The organism is Methylobacterium sp. Leaf89 (assembly GCF_001422215.1).
Taxonomy (GTDB): Bacteria; Pseudomonadota; Alphaproteobacteria; order Rhizobiales; family Beijerinckiaceae; genus Methylobacterium.
Window position 1 is genome coordinate 73,719 of sequence record NZ_LMML01000023.1, and the last position, 23,349, is coordinate 97,067.

The following is a 23,349-nucleotide window of genomic DNA, read 5'->3' on the forward strand; positions in this document are numbered from 1 at the left end:
ATGGGTGTCGAGGCGTTCGGCTGTCCTCACGGCAGGCCAGCGCCCAGGCCTCGTTCGCGGTGACGTGCCACAGACGTCGCCCGAGGCTTGTCCCGTGTCCTTCCCCTCCCGATCCGCGTGCTTGCGCACGCTCGCGCTCGCCTGCGCCGCCCTTCCCGCTCCCGTGCTTGCGCAGCAGACTGCCGTACCCTTCGCCGATGTCCCGCGCGGGGCCGAGGCGGCCGTCACGCTCTCCGAGCTCTCCGTCTCCGCCACCGGCGTTCCGACCCCGGTCGACCGGATCGGATCGAGCGTCACCGTGCTCACCGCCGCCACGCTGGAGGCCCAGCAGCGCCGCACCGTCCCGGATGCCCTCCAGCAGGTACCGGGCCTCAACGTCGTGCAGACCGGCGGCCCGGGCGGTCAGACCTCGGTGTTCATCCGCGGCTCGAACTCGAACCACGTGAAGGTGCTCATCGACGGGATCGACGCGACCGACCCGTCGAACCCGAACGGCTCCTTCGACTTCGGGCAGCTCCTGACCGACGACCTCTCCCGCATCGAGGTGCTCAGGGGCCCCCAGAGCGGGCTCTACGGCAGCGACGCCATCGGCGGCGCGATCTCCTTCACGACGAAGCGTGGCGAGGGACCGGCCAGGGCAACCGCGCGGATCGAGGGCGGCTCGTTCGGGACCTTCAACCAGAGCGGCCGGGTCAGCGGGTCGGAGAATGGCTTCGACTACTCCGTGTCGATCCAGCACTTCCGTGCGGCCGCGACGCCGGTGACGCCGCCGAACTTCGTCCCGTTCGGCCGCGCGATCCATCCGAATTTTTACGACAACGAGACCGTCTCGGCGAAGTTCGGCTACCAGTTCACCGACACCTTCCGCATGAACTCGGTGACGCGATTCATCAATTCCCGCCTCCTGTTCACCGGCACCGACTACAGCACCTTCCCGGCCTTCCCGGCGGCGTTCCGGAGTGCCGCCGACGTGCAGCAGGTCTTCACCCGCAACGAGGCCGAGTGGACGCCGTTCGCTGGGTTCCACAACCTCTTCGCGATCAACTACTCGAACCTGTTCAACAGACAGCAGGGCCCCCTCGACCCCCTTGCCACGCCGGACGCGACGACGGGCTTGGGCGAGCGCACGCGCTACGAGTACCGCGGCGACTACGAGCTCTCGCCCGGCAACCTCGTCCTGTTCGGGGCGCAGCGCGATAACGAGAGCCTGTCGACCACCGACCCGAGCCCGTTCGGGGCCGGCAACCTGCGGGCGAGGAACGGCAACACGGCCGGCTACGGGGAGGTTCAGCTGACGCCCTTCGAGCGAGCGTCTTTCGTGGCCAACATCCGCCACGACGAGAACGACGCCTTCGGGCCGGCCACTACGTTCCGCGTCGCCCCGAGCTACGTCCTGCCCCTCACCGAGACCCGGATCAAAGGCAGCGTCGGCACCGGGTTCAAGGCGCCGACCCTGAGCCAGCTGTTCCAGAGTTTCCCCGCCTCGAACTTCTTCGCCAACCCGAACCTCAGGCCTGAGGAGAGCCTCGGCTACGACGCCGGCATCGAGCAGCCCCTGGGGGACCGCGTCCTCGTCGGCGCGACTTACTACGCCAACGACTTCAAGAACCTCATCACCTCGAACGCGACGTTCACCTCGAACGAGAACGTCGGCCGGGCCGAATCGTACGGGGCGGAAGCCTTCGTCGCTGTCCGGTTCTCCGATACCCTTACGGGCCGGGTCGACTACACCAACACGGTGACCAAGAACGAGATCACCCACCAGGAGCTCCTGCGACGGCCCCGCCACAAGGGCAGCGCGACAGCCTTTTGGACCCCCCTCCCGGGCCTGACCGTCAGCGGGACCGTGATCGTGCTCGGCCACTTCGTCGACGGCAACCGCGACTTCTCGGTCGCCCGGCTCAAGAACCCGGGCTTTACCCTGGTCAACTTCGCGGTGAACTACGACGTCAGCGAGACGGTGAGCGTGTTTGGGCGGGTCGATAACCTGTTCGACCGCCGCTACGAGAACCCCACCGGCTTCCTCGGGGCAGGCCTCGCCGTGTATGGCGGCGTCCGCCTGACCGCGTTTTGAGACCGCCGATGGCACGACGGTCAGGCTTCGCGGTCCTGACGGTGATGCTGGCGGTCAGCCAAATCTGGTCGATTGCCGCTGGGATGGCCGCCCCGGCATCCGGGGGACCCCGGCATGTCGTCTCGATGAACCTCTGCGCGGACGAGCTCGTACTTCGGCTTGCCGACCGTGATCAGGTCGCCGCCGTGACCTACCTCGCCCATGACCCACGCGGCTCGACCGTCGCGCGGGAGGCCATGGGCATCGCAGTGACACGCGGCCTGTCGGAGGAGATCGTCGCCCTCCGGCCCGACCTCGTCGTGGCCGGCGCCTTCACGACGCGAACGACCGTCGGCCTGCTCAACCGCGTCGGCTTCCCCCTCCTCGAACTCGGCGTACCCAACGACTTCGATGGGGTGCGTGCCCAGATCCGGACCGTCGCGGCGTCTCTCGGGCACGCCACGCGCGGCGAGGCCATGGTCGCGGAACTCGATGCACTGCTGGCACAGGTGGTGCCGGCGGCAAGACCGTTGCGGGCACTCGTCATGCGGCCGAATGCCTTCACGGTCGCGTCCGGCAGCCTTGGCGATGCGATCATCCGCGCCGCCGGCCTCGTCAACGTCGCCGCCGAACTCGGTCGCGACCGCTTCGGCCAGGTCCCGCTGGAAGCGGCTGCCTTCGCCGACGCCGACCTCATCGTCCTCGACGAGGGGGAGCCCGGCAGGCCGTCGCTCGCCGACGCCCTGTTGCATCACCCAGTCCTCGACGCCCTGCGCCGACAGGGTCGCACCGTCTCGATCCCGAACCGGCTCTGGACATGCCCGGGCCCCCAGGTCGCCGAGGTCGTGGCCTTGCTCGCCGCCGCCGCACGCGAACGGGGAGTGCCATGAACGTACCCATTCCACCTCCCGCCCGGATCGAACGCGCGGTCGTCGGACCACGCGGCATCGTCGGGCTCCTTGGCCTGCTGGTTCTCCTTTTGACGCTGGCGTCCATCGCCGTCGGCTATGCCCCCTTCGACGTGCCGGCGGCAGCCGGTGACCTCCTCGCAGGACGCGCGACACTGCCGGCGCTGGTGCTCTGGGAGTTGCGCCTGCCCCGCGCCTTGCTCGGTGGCCTCGTCGGCTTCAGCCTCGGACTGACCGGGGCGGCGATGCAGGGCTACCTGCGCAACCCGCTCGCCGATCCCGGCATCCTCGGCATCTCCTCGGCTGCGGCCCTCGGGGCCGTGGTGGTGTTCTACGGCGGGTTCGCGGCTTCCCTCAGCCTCTCCCTCCCGCTCGGCGGGATCGCCGGCGCCGCGGTGGCGGCGCTCGCCCTGAACCTCGTTGCCGCAAGGGGCGGCACCACGCTGGGATTGATCCTCGCCGGTGTCGCCCTGTCGAGCCTCGCCGGTGCCATGACGGCGCTGGCGCTCAATCTGTCGCCCAATCCCTACGCGGCCCTGGAGATCGTGTTCTGGCTGATGGGGTCGCTCGCGGACCGCAGCATGGACCACGTCTGGCTCTGCCTGCCGCTGATGGCATTGGGCTGGGGCCTGATGCTGTCCACGGCTCGCGCGCTCGATGCCCTGACGCTGGGCGAGGACACGGCGACGAGCCTCGGCTTCCATCTGGTCTCGGTGCGCCTGCGCCTCGTGACTGGCGCAGCCCTGGCCGTGGGCAGCGGCGTCGCCGTGAGCGGCGCGATCGGCTTCGTCGGTCTCGTGGTGCCCCACCTCGTACGACCGATGGTCGGCGCGCGTCCCGGTGCCAGCCTGTGGCCGAGTGGCCTCGCCGGGGCCGCCCTGGTGCTGGCGGCGGATCTGGGCGTGCGCCTTCTGGCGACGCGCCCGGAACTCAAGCTCGGTGTGGTGACCGCGCTCGTCGGGGCGCCGTTCCTGATCGTGCTCCTCCTGCGTGAGCGAGGGCGCGGCGCATGAGCCTCGCGACCGAAGCCCTCGATGTTCGCCTCGGCGGACGTCCCATCCTCTCGGATGTCACCCTGTGCCTGGAACGCGGGACCCTCGTCGGCCTGGTCGGTCCGAACGGCGCCGGCAAGACCACCCTCCTGCGCACCCTCGCGGGCTTGGTCGCCCCGACCAAGGGCCGCGTGGATCTCGACGGTATGCCGCTCAAGGGCATCTCCCGCGATACGCGCGCCAAGCGCATCGCGGTCCTTTTCCAGGGCGCGGGGGCCGGTTGGCCGATGAAGGTGCGTGACCTCGTCGCCCTCGGGCGGCTGCCGCATCGACGCGCGTTCGGTGGCCTCGACGGGGTCGACCACGCCGCCATCAACCGGGCGATGGCACGGACCGACGTCACGCACTTCGCCGAGCGGACCGAGCCGACCCTGTCCACGGGCGAGCGGATGCGCGTGCTGCTGGCGCGGGCGCTCGCCGTCGAAGCCGAGTGGCTATTGGCCGACGAACCCATTACCGCCCTCGACCCGGCTCACCAGCTCGACGCCATGACGCTGTTGCGGAGCGTGGCCCTGGCCGGCACCGGCGTCGTCGCCGTCCTGCACGATCTCACCCTCGCCGCACGGTTCTGCGACCGGATCATAGTCCTGGGTGCGGGACGCCTCGTCGCCGACGGACGCCCGGACGACGCTCTGACGGACCGGCTGCTCGCCGACGCGTTCGGCGTCACGGCGTGCCGTGGGGCCGGACCGGACGGAACCGCCTATATCCTGCCCTGGAGCCGTTCGGGGCCACATCCGGAGGACATCGATGCAGCCTTCCCCCACCAGCCCTGATGCTGTCGTGGCCCTCCTGCGCGAGGCGCTTGCCGATCCGGGCACGGCCTGGAGCCTCGGCAGCTTCGGCGCCATCGCCGAGTTCATGCGCGATCCGGACGAGCCTGCCCTGGCCCTCCCTGACGATCGCCTGGGACTTGCGACGGCGCGCGGGGCCATCGCCCTGACACCTAGCTCCGACCTGAGGCCAATCGCCTACGAAACCGCGGTCGCCTCGGGCTGGAACCACGCGGTCGCCCTCTGCCTACCGGAGGCGACCTGCGCGATGAACCGCAGGACCGTTGTGACGGAACTCGGGCCCGACCGGAACGCCGCCCGAATCGAGGATCGCGACGGCATCCTGTTCGACCTCGGCCTAGACCTGCTCGCCGTGGATGCCTGCGTGCGGGTACGCGATCCGGAGGCCGTCGAGCGGCTTCGGACCGGCGTCGGCATGCCGCTGTTCGACCACGCCAACCCCATCGGGCCGCATCTCGTCTCCATGAGCCCGCACCGGGTGTTCCTGGCGCGGGTCGGGCGCGTCGAGGTCTATGCCCCGATCCCCGGCCCCGGAGGTACCAGTCCCGAAGGTCCGCACACGCACGTCCTGCCCAAGCTCCTGCGCAGCGGTCGGACCCATGCCGCCACGACGCCGATCCCGGCGGGCTGGGTCCCCTGCGGAGGCCTGCACCCGGCCCACCCCTACAAGGACATGATGGGCGACCGCATCGCCTTCGATACCGGCCGCTACGAAGCGTTCCAGGCGATGCTCGACCAGTGGGGCGACCCGGAACTCGTGGCGATCAAGCGCGGCGGGCCCGAGGCGCCCGGCGGCACGGTGTCGATCCGCCATGCCCAGGGCGCACGCCGCGTCGCCGAGGCCCAGGCACGTTACCTGCGCGGCGAGATCATTGAGGGCTCGTCCGGCGACGACGAGGATGCGGATTCGGCGGCCTGACCGTGACCCGGACGTTGCCCGGCAGGAATCGTCCTGGGGCGCCCCAGAGGGTGATCGGCCTGATCGGCTGCCCGGGCGCGGGGAAGACCACCTACGCCCGCCGCTTCGATCCTCTCGACGGCTGGGTCCACCTCACCCTCGACGACTTTCGGCAAACACTCTGGCCGCCGCACCGGCAGGTCTACTGGGAACTCAGGCAGAGCTCACTTGACGATGCGGCCCGGGAAGTCCTGCACCGGGTCAAGGAAGCAGCCCTGTTTGCCGCCCTGACGAACGGCTTCAGCGTGGTGATGGCGGACACCCATCTCACCAGATCCGTGTTCGAGCGCGAGCTCGGGATCGTCGCCCGACACGGGCTCACCGTGGAGTGGAAAGTGTTCGACGTGCCGTGGGAGGTCCTCAAGTCCCGCAACGCGGAGCGCGGTCGCGTGGACCCGTCGCATCGCCAGCCGGATGAGGTCCTCCGGTTCACCTACGAGGTTTTCCGATCCCCGGACGCTTGGTGGCGTAGCTTGCCGCCGGAGCAGGTCGAGGTCCTGAGCTGACGGACGGAGCGCGCGATCCGTCTTCTCGAGTGTTGCCGGCAGAGCATAACTCCTCGTGCATTGCACTTGGTCCGTTGACGGAAATGGGCGTCGGCATGGTACCTCGGCCGTGACGGTTCCTCCCCGGAGGATCAAAAGGGAACGCGGTGCGGGGGCAGCTCCAACGCCGTGGCTGCCCCCGCAACTGTAAGCGGCGAGCACATCATCAACACGTCACTGGATCTGCGAGGATCTGGGAAGGCGATGAGAGGGCGGCGACCCGCGAGCCAGGAGACCTGCCGTCAGTCGTGGCCACACGCGAAACGCATTGGGCGGGGTGTCTTGGTGGGTGTCCAGGCGTTAGCATGTCGCGGGCGGACCGGCGTCTTCGCGGTGACGTGCCACAGACGTCGCCCGAGGTCCTAAGTCGCCCCTTCGTTCACGGCCCGCCTACCGAACCCTTCTCCTCGCCTCCTGCGCCAGCTCGTGCCCTACGGCGCTCAGGCTTAAAGAGCCTCTGCCCAGGCAGCAGAAGCCAATCTTGCCGAACTCGCGGTGGCGGCGGAGGCGCTAACCACGAGCACGAGCGGGCCTGCCGCGAGCGCAGGGTACGTCGGCGGTGTCACCGGCATCGGGGGTAGCCTCAGGACCGTCGATGCGGCGAGCGCTGGAGTGATTTCAGGCGCGCAGATCAACAGCCGCCCAATTTGACCAAGCGATGCCGATGGTTCCCGTCACACGCGCGATCTGACCTTGTCCATCTATGACGATCTCAAGGTTGGGCAGGAGGCGCCGCACCATTCGGTCCAGTCCTGCGCGATTGAGGCCGGAAGGTACGACGACCGCAAACTAATCGCCTCCAGACGCGGCGGGAGCCACCGCTCGTAGGTAAATGAACGCAGCCAGTCGGCTACATGGCGCAGCACGACGTCGCCCGCCGCATTGCCGAGCGCATCGTTCACGCCTTTGAAGCCGTCGAGATCGATCAGCAGCAGCCCAACGTCGCTGTTCGCAGTACGCGCCTCATGCAGTCGCGCGTCGAGGACGCGGTTGAACTCGGCCCTGTTGGCCAGCTGCGTCAGGTCGTCGGTACGGGCCAGCCGCCGAAGCTGTGTTTCAAGGCCATGTCGCTCGGTGATGTTCTGGATCAATCCGATCAGGGCGGCGGGCTTACCCTTGAATCACGTGTGCGCCGACCCGTCAGGCCGCAGACGCGCCATGCAATGCGCGTCGACGAGCGTACCGTTCCGGAAGCTCGCGGCCCGGTGCGTCCCCTCAATGGTAAATCCAAACTTCTCGTAGAGGGCGATGGCATGCGCATTATCCGTGAATACCGTCATCTCGATGCGCGTGACGTTAAGCCAGTTGTCCGAGGTGTCGATGATCGCCGCGAGCAGGCGTGAGCCGACACCCTTCCCGGCGATGTCATCGTGCACGGCGATCCAGAACTCCGCCGCATGGGCGCGGCGCCCGTAGAAGGGGCGCAGGGCCGCCGCGCCCACGACGCGGCCGCCCCAGTCCGCCACGAGGTGCAGGTCGCGCGGGGACCGGGGCTCCGCCCATTTCCGAACGGTCTCGAAGGATTCATAGGGCAGCGCGAGCGTTCCGAAGCGGAAGGACGGCTGATTGTAGATCTCGAAGATGCCCGACGCGTCGGTGTCGCGCATGGCCCGGATCTTGGCTTCGGAATCCATCATGTCACCTCCCCGATGTCGGAAGAATTTTCGGCCCCGGATCGGGCCGGATGCGTCACGACCACTGGAAGCTCAGGGTCTCGCGAAACGCGAAGCGCTCGACATGGCGCACCACGACATCGCGCAGACCGGGGAGCCTGGCTGCGTCGTCGGCCGACAGATCGATGGTCAGCGCTTCCGCATCGGCGCTCAGCCGCGTCTCGCCGAGAGGCAGGGCGATCCGAGCGAGGGTGGCGCTGGATTCAATCTCGAATCGGTGCGACCAGTGCTTGCAAAGTTGCTGAAGGTAGCGGCTCGCGTGGGGCGTTGGGACGACGGCGCGGCTCTCGGGCATGGCACGATCCTGCTGGGTGGAGGAAGCTTCGTTCGCGGAGGCGGCGCGCTCAACCCGCGACGTCGAGATGGAACGCCTGTTCGTTATGGCGCCGGGCGGTGGTGCGCCGGACCCCGGACAGGTCGGCGGGCAGGACGGAGAAGCAGGAGCCGCCGAACCATTCGAGGGAGCCCTCCGCGTCCGGATGCAGTGTTTCGAGGAAAGCCGCGTAGTCCAGGACGCCGTCGAACAGGCCGGTCATGCCGTCGCGCCGCCCGGCGGCGGCGTAGACGTTGGCGGGCTCGAACACCGACAGGTCGGCGCGGTCGCGCACGTTCTTGAGATGATAGTAGTCGATGTGCTCCGCGAGCCGGTCATGTGCCGCGCGCGGGTCGTCTCCCCCTTCCCAGACGTGGAGGATGTCGAAATTCACTTTGAGCGCCGGGTGGTCGACCTCGTGCAGCAAGCGCTCGAGGGAGTCCGTCGTGTCGGCCAGGGTGCCGGGGTGGGTCTCCACGAGGAGCCGCAGGCCGTGGTCCGACAAGGTGCGGGCCGCGCTTCGGAGGCGGCGCGCGATCAGGGCGCGCTCCTCCGGTGAGGTAGCGGCGCTGGCCTTGCTCCCCGCGAAGGTGCGCAGGCGCGGCGCCCGCCAGATCTCCGCCAGCCGGCACAATTCGGCGAGGCTCCGCGTCAGGGCTTCTGATGGTGCGTCGAGGAGAAGATAGTCGCTCAGCATCGGCACGCGCAGGCCGTAATGGGCGAGCCAGGCGCCGTGATCACCCGGCCCGATGTTGCGCGCGTGGACGCCCCAGAGCTCGATGCCGTCGAAGCCGCTGCCGCGTGCGAAACGGGCGATCTCGCCGATCGACAAGAGGTGGTGGCGAAAGCTGATGGTGCAGAGGGACAGTCTCATGCGTCGAGCCTTTCGCGGAAAGGGGTTCCTCGCCCAGAGACGAGTTTGGTCTCGCGCCACGCCTCGAACGCTTCGCCGAGTTGCCGCTTGATCGCGAATTCCGCCGCGTCGAGGGTGTCGAGACGCTCGAAGATCGGTGCGACGAGGGTGGCGTCTTCGGTCCTGGCGAGCTTGAGGACGGCGTAGTGCAGCGCGGTCAGGCCGTTCACCAGCGCCTCAATCGCGTCGCAGATCCGCTGGAACTCGGCGTCGGGCCAGCGCAGGGCGCGCCAGATGAAGGCGAAGCCGTGCTCGTAGGCCCATTTGCGGATCGTGATGACCGGCAGTTCCCGGAGCGCCGTGCCGACATCGGCGAGACGCAAGCCGCCCCGCGCCTCCGCATGCGCCGAGACGATGGCGCGCACCGCGTCGATCAGCGGATTGGCGTCGGGGCGCAAGCACGCCGCGAAGAAGGGCGCGAGATCGGCATCCGCCGGCGGGTGGGCGAGGGACGGATCGAAGCGGTAACCGCCAGCGACGGTCGGCTGGCGGATCGCGGTGAGGAGTGTGTCGCGCGCGATACGTCCTTCCCAGCGGAAATCGGGATCGCGCACCTGCCAGGCCTCGGGGTCGTCGGAGAGCGCCACCAGCAGGTAGTGCGGGAAGGGGTTCTGGTTAAACTTGTTCTCCCGCTCCGGCAGGTGGAACATGTCCAGCATCACCATGATGATTTCGTCCGGCGAGCGCCGCGCGAGGAGGCCGAGGAGGGTGGCGACGTTCGCGTCCTTCGAGGCCACATGGTCGTACCAGGCCAGGAGCGGTACGCCGTAGAGGCGCTCGAACCAGTAGCGGAAGGACTCGTGGTCCATCGCGTCGGAATGGTAGGCGAGCCGGAAATCCTCGGTGATGGCGAACTCGGCGTCCCAGATCAGGGCGTAGAACGGCCGGTGGTCGATCCCGCGCGCCTTCAGCCCGTCGCAGACGCAGCTGACGAAGCAGTGGATCTTCAGGTCGTACGGCATCTCGCCATGGACGCCCTCGGCCATCGCTGCCGACCCATCGGCTTGCACCGTGACCTGCCGAGGCTGTGCTGCGGGCTGCTCAGCAGGGGCGAGGATCTCCGCGAGATCGGCGACGGTGGCGATCGCCTGCCGGCTCATCGACGTCTCGGGAACGGACAGGCCGAGCGTCATCTCCAGGGCGAGGATGAGTTGCAGGAGCTGGACGGAGTCGAGGTAGAGGTCCTCGTTGAGCCGGGCCTGCGGACCGAAGCCGTCGAGGTGGGGATGGTGCATCTCCTCGCGCAGCACGGTGCCGATGGCGGTGACGATGGTCTCGCGCTTCATGCCTCGGCCTCCTCGAGGAGGCCACTGCGATGGCGCTCGGCCACAGCGCGGCGCGAAATCTTGCCGTTGGCCTGACGGGGGATCGCCGCGACCTGAACGGCCTCGCCGGGGACCTGATGGCCGGCGAGCCAGCGCCGGCACCAATCCTGGAGGGCTCGGGGCGGCACGGGCGCCTCGGCGCTGAACATCAGCGTGACCCGCTCGCCCGCGAAGGGATCGGGCCGGGCGAAGGCCACCGCGTCGGTAATGCCCGGCATCGCCATCACCACGTCCTCGACCTCGCCCGGATAGACGTTGAGCCCGGAGACGTTGATCGTGTCGTCGAGGCGCGACACGAAGATCAGCATGCCGTCGGCCCGGCGATACCCAAGATCCGCGGTGCGGATGGACCCGGCCTCGGTCTCCACCACGATCTCGGCCGGGTGGTCCGCCTCTGCGCCCGCCGCGACGCGGTGATGGGGCAGGGAGCGGCCGATGGCGTTGGGCTGTTGCAAATTCGGGTTGATGGCGATGCAACCGGCCTCCGAGCAGCCGTATTGCTGGAAGAGGTGCTCGACCCGGCCCCGGATGGTCTCGAACCAGGGCGCGGGCAGGAGGGTGCCAGAGGTCATGGCCGCGTGGATGCGCGCGTCCTCCGGCAGCATCCGCGTGAGGGTGTGGAGGAGGGCCGGCGCCGTGTAGAGCAGCGGACGCTCGACCTCGCGCAGGCGGCGCAGCAGGTATTTCGGATTGGTGGTGTCGAGCAGCACCGGCACGCGTCCACGCCGCAGGCCGACGAACACCCCGCAGATCAGCCCGTAGGAATGCGTGATCGGGCAGGCGACGACCGGGGTCATCCCGGCCGGCTCGGTGAAGGCGGCGACATAGCTCTCCACTTCGCGCTCCACGGCGCTCCAGGCCCGCGCGATGCATTTGGGCTCGCCCGTCGTGCCGGAACTCATCTGAAGGAGCTGCCCCTCGCCCGGGACCGGTGGGCTTGCGTCCGCGATCGCCTCGCCGTCCAGGTTATCGAGGAAGATCCGGTGACAGCCGGCGCGGGCGGCGAGCCGCCGGGCACCGTCATCCGGGACAGCGGGGTGGATGGGCAGGAGCGTCGCGCCGACCCGGCGCGCGGCCAGGATGAAGGCGAGGCATTCGGTGGTGTCGCGCAGGCGCATGGCGACACGCTCGCCGCTGCCGCCGGTAAGCCGGGCCTGGCGCCCGACCCGGCAGATGGCGGCCTCCATCGCATCCGTATCGATGGTGCATCCGTCGATCTCGATCATGGCGTCTCCGGAAGATTGTCGGGGCAAGAAGAACAGCGCGTTGGACACGCGGCGGCTGCAATCCGCCTCCGCCAGCCCGAGCTTGCGCGCCAGCAGCGCCTCCACCGTCAGCGAGGGAGCGTCGATGCAGAGGCGTGCGAAGCGGTCCTGAAGGCCGTGCTCGGTGGCGTGCCGCGCCAGCCGAAGGCCGAGGCCGCGCCAGAAGTTCGCCTCGTCCAGTCCGTGCAGCCGGCCGAGCAGGTGGGTGATCTCGGAGACGCCGAAGACGAACAGGCTGTCGCTGACGAGTTCGGCCAGCACGGCGGGCGAACGCATGGCATGGAAACGGTCATCCACCGGGCCGGCATGGGCAGGGTCGATGGCGCCGAAATCCGGCACGCGCCCCGGCTCGGCGACGAAGTCGACGCCGTATTCCGCGCTCTCGTGGAAGTCGCGCAAGATCACCCGCTCGGGCCAGCCGTCGCGGTGGACAAGGATCATGTTCTGGCCGTGCGCCTCCAGGGCGATGCCGTGAGCCACCAGAAGATGCCAGACCGGGAGGAGCGCGATCTCGACGAGGCGGTCGAGCCACGCCGCCAGCCCATGGCGCGCCAGCCAAGGTTCGATGAAAGCGGTACCGTCGGCCTCGCACACCATCAGGGCGTTGAAGGGCACGGCCGCCTCGCCGTGAGCGAGATCCGGGCTCTCGCGCCAGATCGCCGCGAGCTGGCCCGCGCACGACCCGTTGCGGTCGGCGAGGACGGCCGCGTATTCGCGCAGGACGTCCAGCCTGTAGCGTCCGCGCAGGAGCGGGTCGCCCGCGACGATCCCCGCCAGCCAGTCCGACAGGGCGGGGGCGGTCAGGACGAAGCGCGGATCGAGGGTTCGCGGGCTCGACGTCACGACGACGTCGAGGGCGAGCTTCACGCTGGCGGCGCCTGGATCGTCGAGGTTGTGCAGGGTGCGAAGGGATTGGGTGGCGCGGTAGCGTGGACCGGCGGATCCCAGGGCTACCGCACGTCCTTCGGCGAACCAGGACCGCAGAGGCCCCACCGTGAGCCGACGCATCTGCCAGGGATGGACGGGGAGCAGGGCGTGGGTTTCGAAGGAATGCCCGGCCTGTCCGAGGCGACGCCCCAGAACCTGCGTCTCCCCGCCGAGTTCGGCCTGCCAGAAAGCCGCCTCTTGCCCCGGCAGCGACAGGGCAAGGGAGTCCCGGCGAATGGCCAGCCAATCGAGGCGGAAGGGTGCGGCGGATTCCGGCCCGTAGCGACGGTGATCGTCCAGGCTGAAGCCGGTGCGCGCCTTGAAGCACGGGTGATAGGGATGGCCCTCCGATAGCGCGGCGTCGAGGGCCGCGAAGGTCAGGGCGCGGCGGTCGGGCCCGCGCAAAGTCTCGGCATTCCAGCGGCAGAGCGCGATCGTCTGCCGGAGTTCCGCCAGCAGGCGAACCCGGCGCTCCCCCTCGCCAGGAAGAGCCTCCACCAGGGTGACGAGGTCGGCCGCATGCCAGGACCCGTCCGACCCCGCCATCTCGATCATTCCGGGGGCGAGACGCGGGCGGTCGAACGGGCCGAGGCTGCCGATGGCACGCAGGCGCAGCGCGCCGATCCGCCAGGCGAGGTATTCCGTATCCTGCGCCGGCTCCCGTTCGGCGAGGCCTTCGAACAGGGCCGCTTCCGCGAGCTGGCGCAGGACGCGCGCCTCCGGTTGGTCCACGCGCTCAAGAGGCAAGGGCACGGCCGGCCTCGCTGCGCAGCATCGCCCGCGCGCGGAGCGGGTTCGCCATATCGCGATAGTTGTCCGTCCCGTCCCCCGAGGCGAGCTCGTCGCGGTCTGCGAGGCGCACACGCAAGTTGGCCTTGGTGCAGAGGGTCGATCCCTCCACCACCGAACGAGCGAAGGTGCGGCCCGCGCCGGTCATGCGGCGCGCCATCGCCTCCAGGCGGGCGGCGAGGTCGTCGAGGAGGATCGCCTCGGGTAGGATCTCGTCATGCCCCATCCGGGCGATCACGGAGAAGATCTGGTTGACCACCAAGTAGTAGCCGAGGCGCCGGTTCACCTCCGACTCAGGGAAGTAGAGACCCGCGATGGTGGCCGTCTCGGGCGCCTGGCGCAGGAGCCGGGGCCGCGCCGCCTCGGACAGGTAGAAGCCCTGGTTGTCCCGGTAATAGCCCCGGCGAGGCCAGCCGGTGGCGACATCAAGGAGCGCGTTCTGCTGGTGCGCCTCCAGGGCGATGCCATGGGCATCGTAGAGGGCGACGATGGGTTCCAGCATGCAGTCGAGGTAGAGGCCGAACCATGCCCGCGCGGCGTGGGCCCGCGCGGAGACGCCACCGGGAGCGACGCGGCGCAGCAGCGCTTCCAGCCGCGAAGCGCGGCCGGGCAGCGGCTCGGCCGTGAGGGCCGCCAGCGTCGCGACGCCCCGCTCGGCGCCGCCGCGAAACGGATTCTCGCGCAAAACCGTCTCGAATCCGCTCTCGGCGCGCCCCGGACAGTGCAGGGTGAGGTAGGCCGGGTCGGACACGATCCGGAAGGTGGAATGGCAGGTGCCAAAGCGGTTCAGGGCCAGCAGCCGTGCCATGGCGACGCCGGCTTCGAGTTCGGCGAAGCGGTTCAGCCGCAGGGAATTGGTCAGCGTGACCGGTAGCGAGAACTTCGCCATCCACGGGCTGTCTGGTGCGTAGACTGTCCGCAACGAGGAGGTCGCCGTGTAGCGAGGGCCGAAATCGCCGAGGCGCCGGACGTGCCGCGCCTCCACCATCGCGGACACATGCGGCTCCAGCATCAGCGCGTCGGCCTGGAGCGGGTGCATGGGAAGGGCGATCTCGCCGGGGCGCAGCGGCAGGCTCGCGGCATCGGCGCCGAGGAGGTCGAGGGCGATCTCCGGCGCGGATCGCCGAACAGCCGAATCGTGGCGGACGCGGGCCGCATCGACGGCGAACACCGCGAGCCGGAACCCGCCCGCCTCCTCAGGTCCGTAGGCGCGCGCCTGCCAGATCGAGAGGCCCTGCCGGCTCTTCGGCGTCGGGTGGAGCCAGTGGCCGAACACCAGGGCGCGCTCGGCTCCGATGAAGCTCGTATCCTCGCCCGTCTCCCGTGCGGCGAGGTCGAGTTGGCGGGCCGTCTCGCGATAACTGTCGAGGATGCGCCCGAGCAGTTCGAGTTCCTGCGTGCGGGCGGCCTCGCCCAGGCCGACGCGGGCATAGGCCTCGCCGAGAAGATCCTGAAGCGCGTGCATCGGCGGCACATCGCGCCACCGCGGCTCGTGGAGATGGCGGGTCCAGAGGCGGCCGAAGCCCTGCGCGCCGCATAGGGACGGGGACCGGATCTCCGCGCGGATCGCGAGGCGGCGGCTGCGCAGATTCCACTCCACGCATCCCGCCGTAGGGCCGTCCGGCAGCGTGTGGCGGACCGGAATGCCGGGGTCGATCTCGCGCAGGTAGCCGTTGGCGAAGCTGCGGAACGCCGCCGCCTCCGCGACGGCTTGAGACGATGGTGGCATGACGACCGAACCTCGTTCGAGCCCTGGATGATCGAGCGATCCGCGAGCGGGACCAGCAACAGCCGGCTTGTCCGGCGCGAATGGACCATAGATGTCCCTCGATCATCCCTCAGAAGATCGAGGCGACAACTCGCCTTGGATGAAGCATTCTAGCTTTCGAAATGATATTTCGAGCAGAACGGTTCCATAAAATGAACCAAATCGCGCTTCATATTACTTATTCCCTATGACAAAGTCAACATAGAAACAAGTAATGTCTTTTTGCGAGACTTTCATTAGAATTACTTTTGATCAAGACGCGAATCAAACTCGATGGAGCCAACTTACGTCTTTCCAATATGCGTCTGGTGATTGGTGCTCACGAGCCGATCCGAGTGGCTGGCGTCGACATCGCGGAGCCTGCCATGAGGGGTTGCCGGTGCCGTCGCTCGGGCGCCTCGTAGCGGGCGACCCGCCGGGCCGCGACGGCGAACAGGAATGCCAGCGCCAGCATCGCGGCGTCGAACCACGCGAAGAGCGGATCGGCGCCGGACCGGCGCAGGCTGTGCTGCGGCAGGGTGAGGATGTCGGCCGCCACGACGGCGAGGCAGAGGAGCGCCACCACCCAGAGCCCCTCGCACCACGCCCGGCGATGCGAGCGGGCCAACGGCACCAGCGCGGCGATGATCCAGGCCCCGAAGAAGGCGCGGATCTCCCATTCGGCCCGGCCGGCAAGGCCGACGGGCAGCAGCCGGTTGGCCAGGAAGTAGACGGCCACGGCCGCCGGCAGGCCCACCACGACGCCGACGTTGAGGGCCTGGACGAGGCGAAGGCCCGGGAAGGCTCGCTCGCCCGCCCGCGGCAGCCGCGCGAGGGACCACAGGATGATCCCGGTCGCCACCGTGGCGCAGCCCATCAGGCCACAGAGGAAGAACAGCAGGCGCAAGGCACCGCCGGCGAAGTGCGCCTCGTGCAGGCCCGTCATGGTCGTGAAGGTCTTGGCGGCGGCCCTGAGATCGAGTCCGCGCACCTCCAGCACCGCGCCGCTGACGCCGTCCAAGGCGATCTGCGGATGGTCGCGGGCGATGCCGCGCGGCTCCGAGAACAGCGCGACGACGGTCGCGTGGGCGTCGCCCGGGTTGACGATGGTGAGGCGTTCCAGGGGCTCGGCGACCATCGCGACCGCGCGCTCCACGAGGGGGCCGACCGGGGTCGGGACGGCGGGCCGGTTCGCCGGCCGGCGCGGCGTCGTGATCCAGGCGGCCTCGGAAAAGAAGGCCTGGGTGTTTCCCTGATAGGCTGTCGTCACGCCCCAGGGCATGTAGAACGTCGCCAGGGTGACGACGCCCGTATAGGTGATCATCAGGTGGAACGGCAGCGCCAGCACGCCGCTGACGTTGTGCGCGTCGAGGAAGCTGCGGCGCGGCGCCTTGTCCCGGCGGAAGGTGAAGAAATCCACGAAGATGCGCCGGTGGATGAGGATGCCGGAGATCAGCGCCACCAGCATGATCATCGCGCAGATGCCGACCACCCAGCGCCCCCAGAGAGGCGCCATGTGCAGCTCGAAATGGAACCGGTAGAGGAAGTCGCCGCCCTCGGTGTCGCGAACGACCGCCTCGGCCCCGGTGGCCGGATCGAGGTGCACGTGGCCCGGCGGCTCACCCGGACGGGTGCGCCAGAACAGGTCGAGCACCGGCTTCTCGGGCCGTGGCAGGCCGATGAACCACGACCGGGCCCGCGGCGCGTGCAAGGCGAGGTAGGCCACGGCCCGCTCGGTAGCGTCGGCGAGCTCGGGGCCGCGCAGGGGCTCGGCGAGGCCGAGTTCGGGCCGCATCCAGCGGGAGATGTCGGTCCGGTAGTAGCTCGCCGTGCCCGTCACGAAGATCGCGAACAGCACCCAGCCGACGATCAGGCCCGACCAGGTGTGCAGCCACGCCATGGACTGGCGAAAGCTTGCCCTCATGCCGGGCCCTCCCGCATCACCGGCCCGGATCGCACGATGTCGGGTCCGCCGGTCACGTCAGAAGTCGACGGTCGCGGAGAGAATGACCGTCCGGGGAGCGCCAACCGCGAGAAAGCCGCGCGCGGCGGAGGCCCAGTACGAGTCGTCGAGGATGTTCTGAACCGTGGCGCGCATCACCACCGGCTTCCCGTTCACGCCCTCGAACGTGTAGCGCAGGCCCGCATCGAACCGCGTCCAGTCCGGTACCGACTGGGTGTTGTCCTGACTGTAGAACATGCTGCTGGTGTAGATCGCCCGCCCCGTCAGGGTCAGGCCCGGAACCAGCCACGGCGGCAGGTCGACTTCGCCGTAGAGGTTGAACGCCGTATCGGGAACGCCCGGCGCCGCCTTGCCGTCGAACCGGCCGCCCACCGTGTTGACGAGCTTCGCGTCGATCAGGGTCACACCGCCCAGCAGGCGCACACCCGGAACGAGTTCGCCGAACACGTTGACCTCGATGCCGCGATTGCGCTGCAGGCCGCTCACGGAAAACCGGTTCGTGGCGGGATCGGTGAAGGCGCTCGGCTGCTCGATCTCGAAGAGTGAGGTCGTTAGCGAAACCGTGCCGAAATCGACCTTCGCGCCGACCTCTTTCTGCCGGCTAACCACGGGGGCGAAGACGTCACTGGAGTTGATTGCCGTCGCCGGGGCGGACGGCCCCGCATCGAGGGACTCGATGTAGTTTCCGTAGAACGACAGGTTCTCAAAGGGACGGATTACCAACGCGATGGCGGGACTGAACCGGCCCTCTTGGTAGCTGGTGGCCAGGTTGCCCTGCGTCGGGCCCGGACGCGTGGCGTAGCTCTTCAGATCGATGTCCTGGAAGCGACCGCCCAGGGTCAGCAGGAACCGGTCCTCGCCCAGCGACAGGGTGTCGGCGATGGCGACGCTGCGCGCGGAGAGTTCCGTAAACAGAGGCTGCTGTTCGGAGCGGGGGAACAGGCCCGTGGCGACGGAGCCGAACGGCAGGTCGCCCGGGTTGTAGATGTTGGTGTTGTAGATCGGCAGCGCGAAGGGGACGAAGCCGCGCGAGTAGTTCTTGTTGACCGCCTCGACGGCCGCCACCGTAAATTGATGCCCGACGATACCGGTCTGGAAGCTCGTCCGGATGCCCACCTCACCGGTGAACCCCTGCAGTTCCAGGGGCTGGATGGCGAGCGAGTTCGTCGCCAGCCCGGTCGTGTTGATCACGCGGTAGTTCGAAGTCAGGAAGTCCTCGTTGTATCGGCTGAGACCGCCGGCCGCGTAGATCGTCGTCTCGGGTAGGATGTCGTACTCGACCCGGCCAGCGGCCATGTTGTAGCGGCTGTCGTTGTACTCGAAGGCATTCGCGGTGTTGCGGCGTGCGTTCGGCGCGCGTGGCACGGGAATGCCGGGCGCGACCGCATTGAACAGCGAGGTCGGTGCCGTGATGTTCTGGGTCGAGTGGTTGAAATCGAACGAGGCGCGGAAGCGGTCGTTGCGGTAGTCGATGCCAAGCGTCGCGACGCCGACCTCGATGGCGTTCTTGTCCAGCGGCGTGTCGCCGTTGCGGTAGGCGCCGTTGAAGCGCACGCCCCACTCCTTAAACGTGCCGAAGCGCCGCCCGAAATCGAGATGGGTCCCGAACTGCGAATCGCTGAAGTAGCTCGTGGTGATCCGTGTAAGCGGCTCGTCATAGGCCCGCTTCGGCACGAGGTTGATGGTGCCTCCGACGCGACCGGTGCCACCGCTGAGAAGCGCCGTCGGCCCGAGCAGGACCTCGACGCGCTCCAGCCCCTCGGTGAAGCTGCGGCGCGGATTGGCAATGTAGAACAGGCCGTCGAAAGCGGTGTCGAGGTTGGTGACCGAGAAGCCGCGGATGAAGTACGAGTCGCGCTCGCTGTAGGGCGGGGCGTCGCTGCGCACGGACGGATTGTTCAGCACGACGTCGCCGACGGAGCGTGCCTCCTGATCGTTGATCAGCTTCTCCGTGTAGCCCGTCACGTTGAAGGGCGTTTTCAGGACAGAGCGGTTGCCGAGGAGGCCGACCCGCGTGCCGCTGCCGACCTGGCCGCCCGCATAGGGGACGGGCGGTTGCCCCACGGTGCCGGAACGCGGCGGCAAGCCGGTGACCACCCCCGGAGCCTGCGCGGACCCGGCCACGTGGAGTTCCTCGAGCGCGACCGCGTTGGCCGGCTCGCCGCCGAGCTGGACGTAGCGCGGGTTCACCAGCGTGATGGTGGAGGGGCCGACCGCGCGAAAGCTCAACCCGGTTCCGGCGAGGAGCCGGCCGAGGCCGTCGAGGGGCTCGAAGGCGCCGTCGAGGCCGTCCGTTACTAGCCGCGTCGTGAGGTCGGTCGCGTAGACGAGCTTGATCCCGGCCTGTTCGGTGAAGGCGACGAGGGCCGATTCGAGCGGCCCTTTCGGGATCGCCAGGGCGACACGCTTCGCGGTGCTCGGGGCTGAAGCCTCCGGCGCGAGGGCGAGGATGCTCCCGGTTCGCTCATGCACGGGCCGGGTGCGACGCGCAGACTGGCCCTGCGCCTCTCGGGCGTGCTCGTCCGGACCAAGCACTTCCTGACCTTGAACGGCCGGCGGGACCATCACAAGCATCGATACGCCGGCAAGGGCCAGACCGACCCGCCGTTCATTCGCAATCCCACGCCCGCGCGCCGTCATTCCAAGCCCCGTCCATCTCTCGAAGGGAGGCGGCACGCGTCGCGCCCGCTCGCCCCCCACCGATTGAGATCAACGAGGCCCCGGAATCCTGACGTTCGATGACGAACTTATTTCACGATTTCCGAAACGGTGATCCGACGAGGACGAGGAGTGGCGACAGGCGCGTGACTTCAACGCCCATGGTCGCGGCGATCGCGTCGAGGGCTTCGTCCGTGTTGCGCGCGTCGAAGGCCCCGGTGACGCGGCGCTCGCCGGCCGCCGCGTCGAGGAGGACGATGCGTCCGTGACGGAAGCGGTCCAATTCAGCCAGCACGGCGGAGAGCCGTTCGCCGGAGAAGCGCAGGCGTCCCTCCCGCCACGCCGTCATCCGGTCCGTGTTCGCCGCCGTCACCGAGAGGGACTCGGCCTCCGCGCGGCGGACCGCCTCGCCCGCCGAGATCCGGACGGGGCGCCCCGACGCCGCGACATCGACGCGACCCTCGATCACGCCGACCGGGATCTCCGCGCTGTCGGCGCGGACGACGAAGCGCGTACCCACGGCCCGGACGCTCAACCCGTCGCCGCGCACCACGAACGGGCGCTGCGGGTCGGAGGCCACGTCGAAGAACGCCTCTCCGCGCAGGAGCTCGACCCGACGCTCGGTCTCGCTGAAGCGAAGGGCGATGGCCGTATCGGTGTTGAGGTCGATCCGGCTGCCATCCGCCAGGGTCGCGTGGACGATGTCGCCGACGCCGCTCCAGAGATCGGAACGCAGCCAGTCGATCAGCCCGAGCTGAAAGGCCAGCGTGGCCCCGAGGACGAGGACGATGGCAATCCCGGCTACCCCCTTGGACGATGCGCGGCGAAGCCTGGGATCTGGCACTTGGCCGAGCTTGCGCCACAACCCCTCCAACTCGGCATGGGCATCGGCATGGGCGGGGTCGGCGGCGCGCCAGGCCTCGAAGGCGTCCCGGTCCCGGTCCGTCGCATCGGGCGAGGCGAGGCGCGCGACCCACGCCGCGGCGGCCTCGTAGACCGGGTCTTCTCCCGCGTCGTGCGCGTCGGTCTCGTCGCGGCCAGCCACAGCCCTGCTCCATCCGGAATGCACCAAGCCCGGACGGCCCAGCCCCCTGCTCCTACACCCTCAGATCAACGGGCCGCCAATCTCCTGACGTCGTCTCTCAAAGAAGATCGGCGCAGCGGCGGCGGCAGTGCAGGAGCGCCTTGATGAGGTGCTTCTCGACCATGTTCCGGGTGATGCCCAGGCGGCTGGCGACCTCACCGTTCGACAGGCCCTCGAACCGAACGAGCAAAAAGACCTCGCGGCACCGGGGCGGCAAGGCGTCGATGGCCGCCGCCAACCGTCTGAGATCCTGGCGCGCGATCACTTGGCGCTCCAGCATGGCAGATCCATCGACGATCTCCGCAAGGTCCCCGTCGGTCACGGCCTGGAACAGCGTGCCTTCCAGCCGATGCCGGTTCCGCATCCGCAGCGCGACGTTGTTGGCGACCTGGAAGAGGAAGGCGGACGGGTGCTCGACAGGCGCACGCGACACGGCGCCAAGCATCCGCAGGTAGGTTTCCTGATGAGCATCGGCGGCGGCGTCGGGGCTGCCGAGCAGGCGCAGAAGAAAGCGCCGAAGCCTGACGCCCTCGCTCCGATGCAGCGTCTCGATCAATGTCGGCTGCATGAACCCCGCTCCAATCACCCCTGGATCAATCCGTGATCGCTCGATCTCGATGAACCGAGGAAACAGCTATTCGGGAATTATGCAAGTGTTTCAATAGTTTAGATAGTTTCTAAAATGCACGGGCCATGGTGCTTCAAGGCGCTGTCGTTCTGTCGGAAACATTACCCCCGAGGGACGGTACGCTCCGCACGGCCTCGCCCTCTATTGATTGCAAATGCCGCAGGCTGTTGCAGTATGCCCACACATCTTGACCTCGGCGAGAAACGACGGGAGTGGCGGGGGGCGCAAGCGCGTTTCCTCAAAGGGCACGACCCGACGCTGGCTTACCGCCCTTCGCGTTCAATCCAATCGCTTGGACCGATGAACCGGATCGTATCAGGATCGCCCGTCTCCAACCCACACCATCAGAACTCGGAGGCGAACTAGTCCTGGCAGATATGCAAATGGAACCTGCCGCTAGGCGGCGCGACGATCACGCTCTGACCCGCTTTTATGCCGACCGGCTCTCTCGGAGGCACGGCAGGACCATCTCGCTTCGTCGCCGGCGAGCCGGTGGTCTTTTTGCGCAACGACTGCCGGCGGGATCTCCCCAACGGCAGCCTGGGCGAGGTGGTCTCCATCGAGACGGACGGCGACGTGATCGCTTTCTTCGACGGGACCGAGCATCGCCTGACTGGTCGAGCTCTCGATGATCTGGACCACGCCTATGCGATAACCGTGCATAAGGCTCAGGGCTCTGCCTTCCGCACCGTCGTGATCCCGATAGTCGCCTCAAGGCTACTGGATCGATCGTTGATCTACACGGCCCTGACGCAAGGCATCGAACGTGTCGTTTTCGTCGGCAGCCGGGACGTTCTGCAGACCGGCCTTATCGAGGCAATCGACGAGCATTTGGGGGGGAGAACCCTCCGGTCGCGACAGGATGTGCAGCCGCCGATAGCGGTAGCGCACCCGTGCGGCGGCCAGTTCCTTCAACCGCATCCGCAGCGCGACCGAAGGGTCCGAGCGCTTCCTGTAGCGCTGGGACGAACGGCCGAAGCCCGTAGCTGGACAGGCCCGGCGCTCGCTGATGCCGTAGACCACCTGCAGGTGGCCGGCGACCTCGCGGCGAGCAGCGGGCCTTACCATTGATCCTTCAGGACATCCTGCAGCATGGAGCGGTCCAACGTCAGATCGTCGACCAGCCGCTTGAGCTTGCCGTTCTCGTCCTCCAGCGGCTTGAGCCGTCGGATCTCCGGCACGCCCATGCCGACGAACTGCTTTTTTCAGCGGTAGAATGTCGGCTCAGAGACGCCCATCTTCCGACAGACCTCGTCCACCGTCACGCCATTCTCCGCCTGCCGCAGGGCGAAGGCGATCTGTTCATTCGTGAAGCGTTTGCGAGGCATGGCATCCACCCTCCTTCAGGGTTCAGGATGCCCGAAAAACTTGCGCTCAGCGCGGACCAGTTTGCTGGGTCAGGGTCCTTGCTGGCGCACCTGCATCTTCACCACGTCCACACCGATGCCGGCGCTTTGGAACATGATGCGCCTGCGAAGGAATGGCTTCGAAGGAGCGAAGAGACAGCAAACGGAGCCGATCTGGGTTAAAGCGCAACCTGGGTTCGGCGCCTGCTATCTACATTTTTCTTTAAGTTGATTTTGACCGAAGGTTGCCCCACCATGGCGACCGGTTGCAATATGACCGCCCCCGACCTTCCAGACGTGAAGATGTGGCCGCTTATCAGCAGATAACAAGTCGACCTCTCGTTGCTGCGACACGCCATGCCGCAAGCCTAGAGGCTGTTATGAACCTCTCGCAAATCCCTGTTGCCA

Annotated in this window: 16 protein-coding genes, 3 pseudogenes and 1 riboswitch; of the genes and pseudogenes, 7 read left to right on the plus strand and 12 right to left on the minus strand. The window is 68.2% G+C overall.

Translation table 11 applies throughout. The features are described from left to right. Positions 1-121 precede the first annotated feature (121 nt). The 6 genes from ASF18_RS08445 to ASF18_RS08470 all read left to right on the plus strand — a co-directional run bounded on the left by ASF18_RS08445 (position 122) and on the right by ASF18_RS08470 (position 6,271). A complete protein-coding gene (locus ASF18_RS08445) occupies positions 122-2,074 on the plus strand; it encodes a TonB-dependent receptor (protein ID WP_244472631.1) in 1,953 nt (650 codons plus the stop codon). Positions 2,075-2,157: 83 nt separating this feature from the next. Further along, positions 2,158-2,943: an ABC transporter substrate-binding protein gene (locus tag ASF18_RS08450; protein ID WP_056350812.1), complete on the plus strand. Its 786-nt coding sequence runs from the start codon at positions 2,158-2,160 to the stop codon at positions 2,941-2,943. After that, positions 2,940-3,974 (plus strand): iron ABC transporter permease, encoded by a 1,035-nt coding sequence (locus tag ASF18_RS08455; RefSeq protein ID WP_056350815.1) that lies wholly within the window; start codon positions 2,940-2,942, stop codon positions 3,972-3,974. Before ASF18_RS08450 ends, ASF18_RS08455 begins: the two co-directional genes overlap by 4 nt. Next, on the plus strand, positions 3,971-4,789 hold the full coding sequence (locus ASF18_RS08460) for an ABC transporter ATP-binding protein (protein WP_056350816.1): 819 nt from the start codon (positions 3,971-3,973) through the stop codon (positions 4,787-4,789). The genes ASF18_RS08455 and ASF18_RS08460 overlap by 4 nt, the downstream gene beginning before the upstream one ends. Then, positions 4,764-5,726, plus strand: coding sequence for a hypothetical protein (locus ASF18_RS08465; RefSeq protein ID WP_056350818.1), 963 nt, complete (start codon positions 4,764-4,766; stop codon positions 5,724-5,726). Before ASF18_RS08460 ends, ASF18_RS08465 begins: the two co-directional genes overlap by 26 nt. 50 nt (positions 5,727-5,776) lie before the next feature. Further along, positions 5,777-6,271: an AAA family ATPase gene (locus ASF18_RS08470; protein WP_056350820.1), complete on the plus strand. Its 495-nt coding sequence runs from the start codon at positions 5,777-5,779 to the stop codon at positions 6,269-6,271. A gap of 96 nt (positions 6,272-6,367) precedes the next feature. Continuing rightward, positions 6,368-6,569, plus strand: a riboswitch (cobalamin riboswitch). A gap of 377 nt (positions 6,570-6,946) precedes the next feature. On the opposite strand, the pseudogene ASF18_RS08475 reads toward ASF18_RS08470, so the two are convergent. The 11 genes and pseudogenes from ASF18_RS08475 to ASF18_RS08525 all read right to left on the minus strand — a co-directional run. Then, positions 6,947-7,428, minus strand: a pseudogene (locus ASF18_RS08475) (GGDEF domain-containing protein); the annotation flags it as partial. Between the two features lie 3 nt (positions 7,429-7,431). Continuing rightward, positions 7,432-7,947, minus strand: coding sequence for a GNAT family N-acetyltransferase (locus tag ASF18_RS08480; protein WP_056350825.1), 516 nt, complete (start codon positions 7,945-7,947; stop codon positions 7,432-7,434). A gap of 52 nt (positions 7,948-7,999) precedes the next feature. Next, complete coding sequence (locus tag ASF18_RS08485; RefSeq protein WP_056350827.1) at positions 8,000-8,278, minus strand: DUF2218 domain-containing protein; 279 nt, start codon at positions 8,276-8,278, stop codon at positions 8,000-8,002. Between the two features lie 49 nt (positions 8,279-8,327). Further along, positions 8,328-9,170 (minus strand): sugar phosphate isomerase/epimerase family protein, encoded by an 843-nt coding sequence (locus tag ASF18_RS08490; protein ID WP_056350829.1) that lies wholly within the window; start codon positions 9,168-9,170, stop codon positions 8,328-8,330. Further along, positions 9,167-10,495 carry a DUF6005 family protein gene (locus ASF18_RS08495; RefSeq protein ID WP_056350831.1) on the minus strand — a complete coding sequence of 443 codons (1,329 nt, stop codon included), beginning with the start codon at positions 10,493-10,495 and terminating at the stop codon, positions 9,167-9,169. The genes ASF18_RS08490 and ASF18_RS08495 overlap by 4 nt, the downstream gene beginning before the upstream one ends. Then, positions 10,492-13,479, minus strand: a complete 2,988-nt coding sequence (locus ASF18_RS08500) for an IucA/IucC family protein (protein WP_056350832.1) — start codon at positions 13,477-13,479, stop codon at positions 10,492-10,494. Before ASF18_RS08500 ends, ASF18_RS08495 begins: the two co-directional genes overlap by 4 nt. Continuing rightward, complete coding sequence (locus ASF18_RS08505; protein WP_056350834.1) at positions 13,463-15,244, minus strand: IucA/IucC family protein; 1,782 nt, start codon at positions 15,242-15,244, stop codon at positions 13,463-13,465. Before ASF18_RS08505 ends, ASF18_RS08500 begins: the two co-directional genes overlap by 17 nt. A gap of 358 nt (positions 15,245-15,602) precedes the next feature. Beyond that, the gene (locus ASF18_RS08510; RefSeq protein ID WP_056350836.1) at positions 15,603-17,186 is read right to left on the minus strand and encodes a PepSY-associated TM helix domain-containing protein; all 1,584 of its coding nucleotides are present in this window, start codon (positions 17,184-17,186) and stop codon (positions 15,603-15,605) included. Positions 17,187-17,243: 57 nt separating this feature from the next. Further along, positions 17,244-19,865, minus strand: a complete 2,622-nt coding sequence (locus ASF18_RS08515; protein WP_056350837.1) for a TonB-dependent receptor — start codon at positions 19,863-19,865, stop codon at positions 17,244-17,246. Positions 19,866-19,977: 112 nt separating this feature from the next. Further along, on the minus strand, positions 19,978-20,928 hold the full coding sequence (locus ASF18_RS08520; RefSeq protein ID WP_056350839.1) for a FecR domain-containing protein: 951 nt from the start codon (positions 20,926-20,928) through the stop codon (positions 19,978-19,980). Positions 20,929-21,025: 97 nt separating this feature from the next. Continuing rightward, complete coding sequence (locus tag ASF18_RS08525; RefSeq protein WP_056350841.1) at positions 21,026-21,535, minus strand: sigma-70 family RNA polymerase sigma factor; 510 nt, start codon at positions 21,533-21,535, stop codon at positions 21,026-21,028. Positions 21,536-22,027: 492 nt separating this feature from the next. Between ASF18_RS08525 and ASF18_RS23605 the strand changes: the two are divergent. Next, positions 22,028-22,336, plus strand: a pseudogene (locus ASF18_RS23605) (ATP-dependent RecD-like DNA helicase); the annotation flags it as partial. A gap of 102 nt (positions 22,337-22,438) precedes the next feature. Here ASF18_RS23605 and ASF18_RS23610 read toward each other — a convergent pair. Further along, positions 22,439-22,923 (minus strand): annotated as a pseudogene (locus ASF18_RS23610) (transposase); the annotation flags it as partial. Positions 22,924-23,349 lie beyond the last annotated feature (426 nt).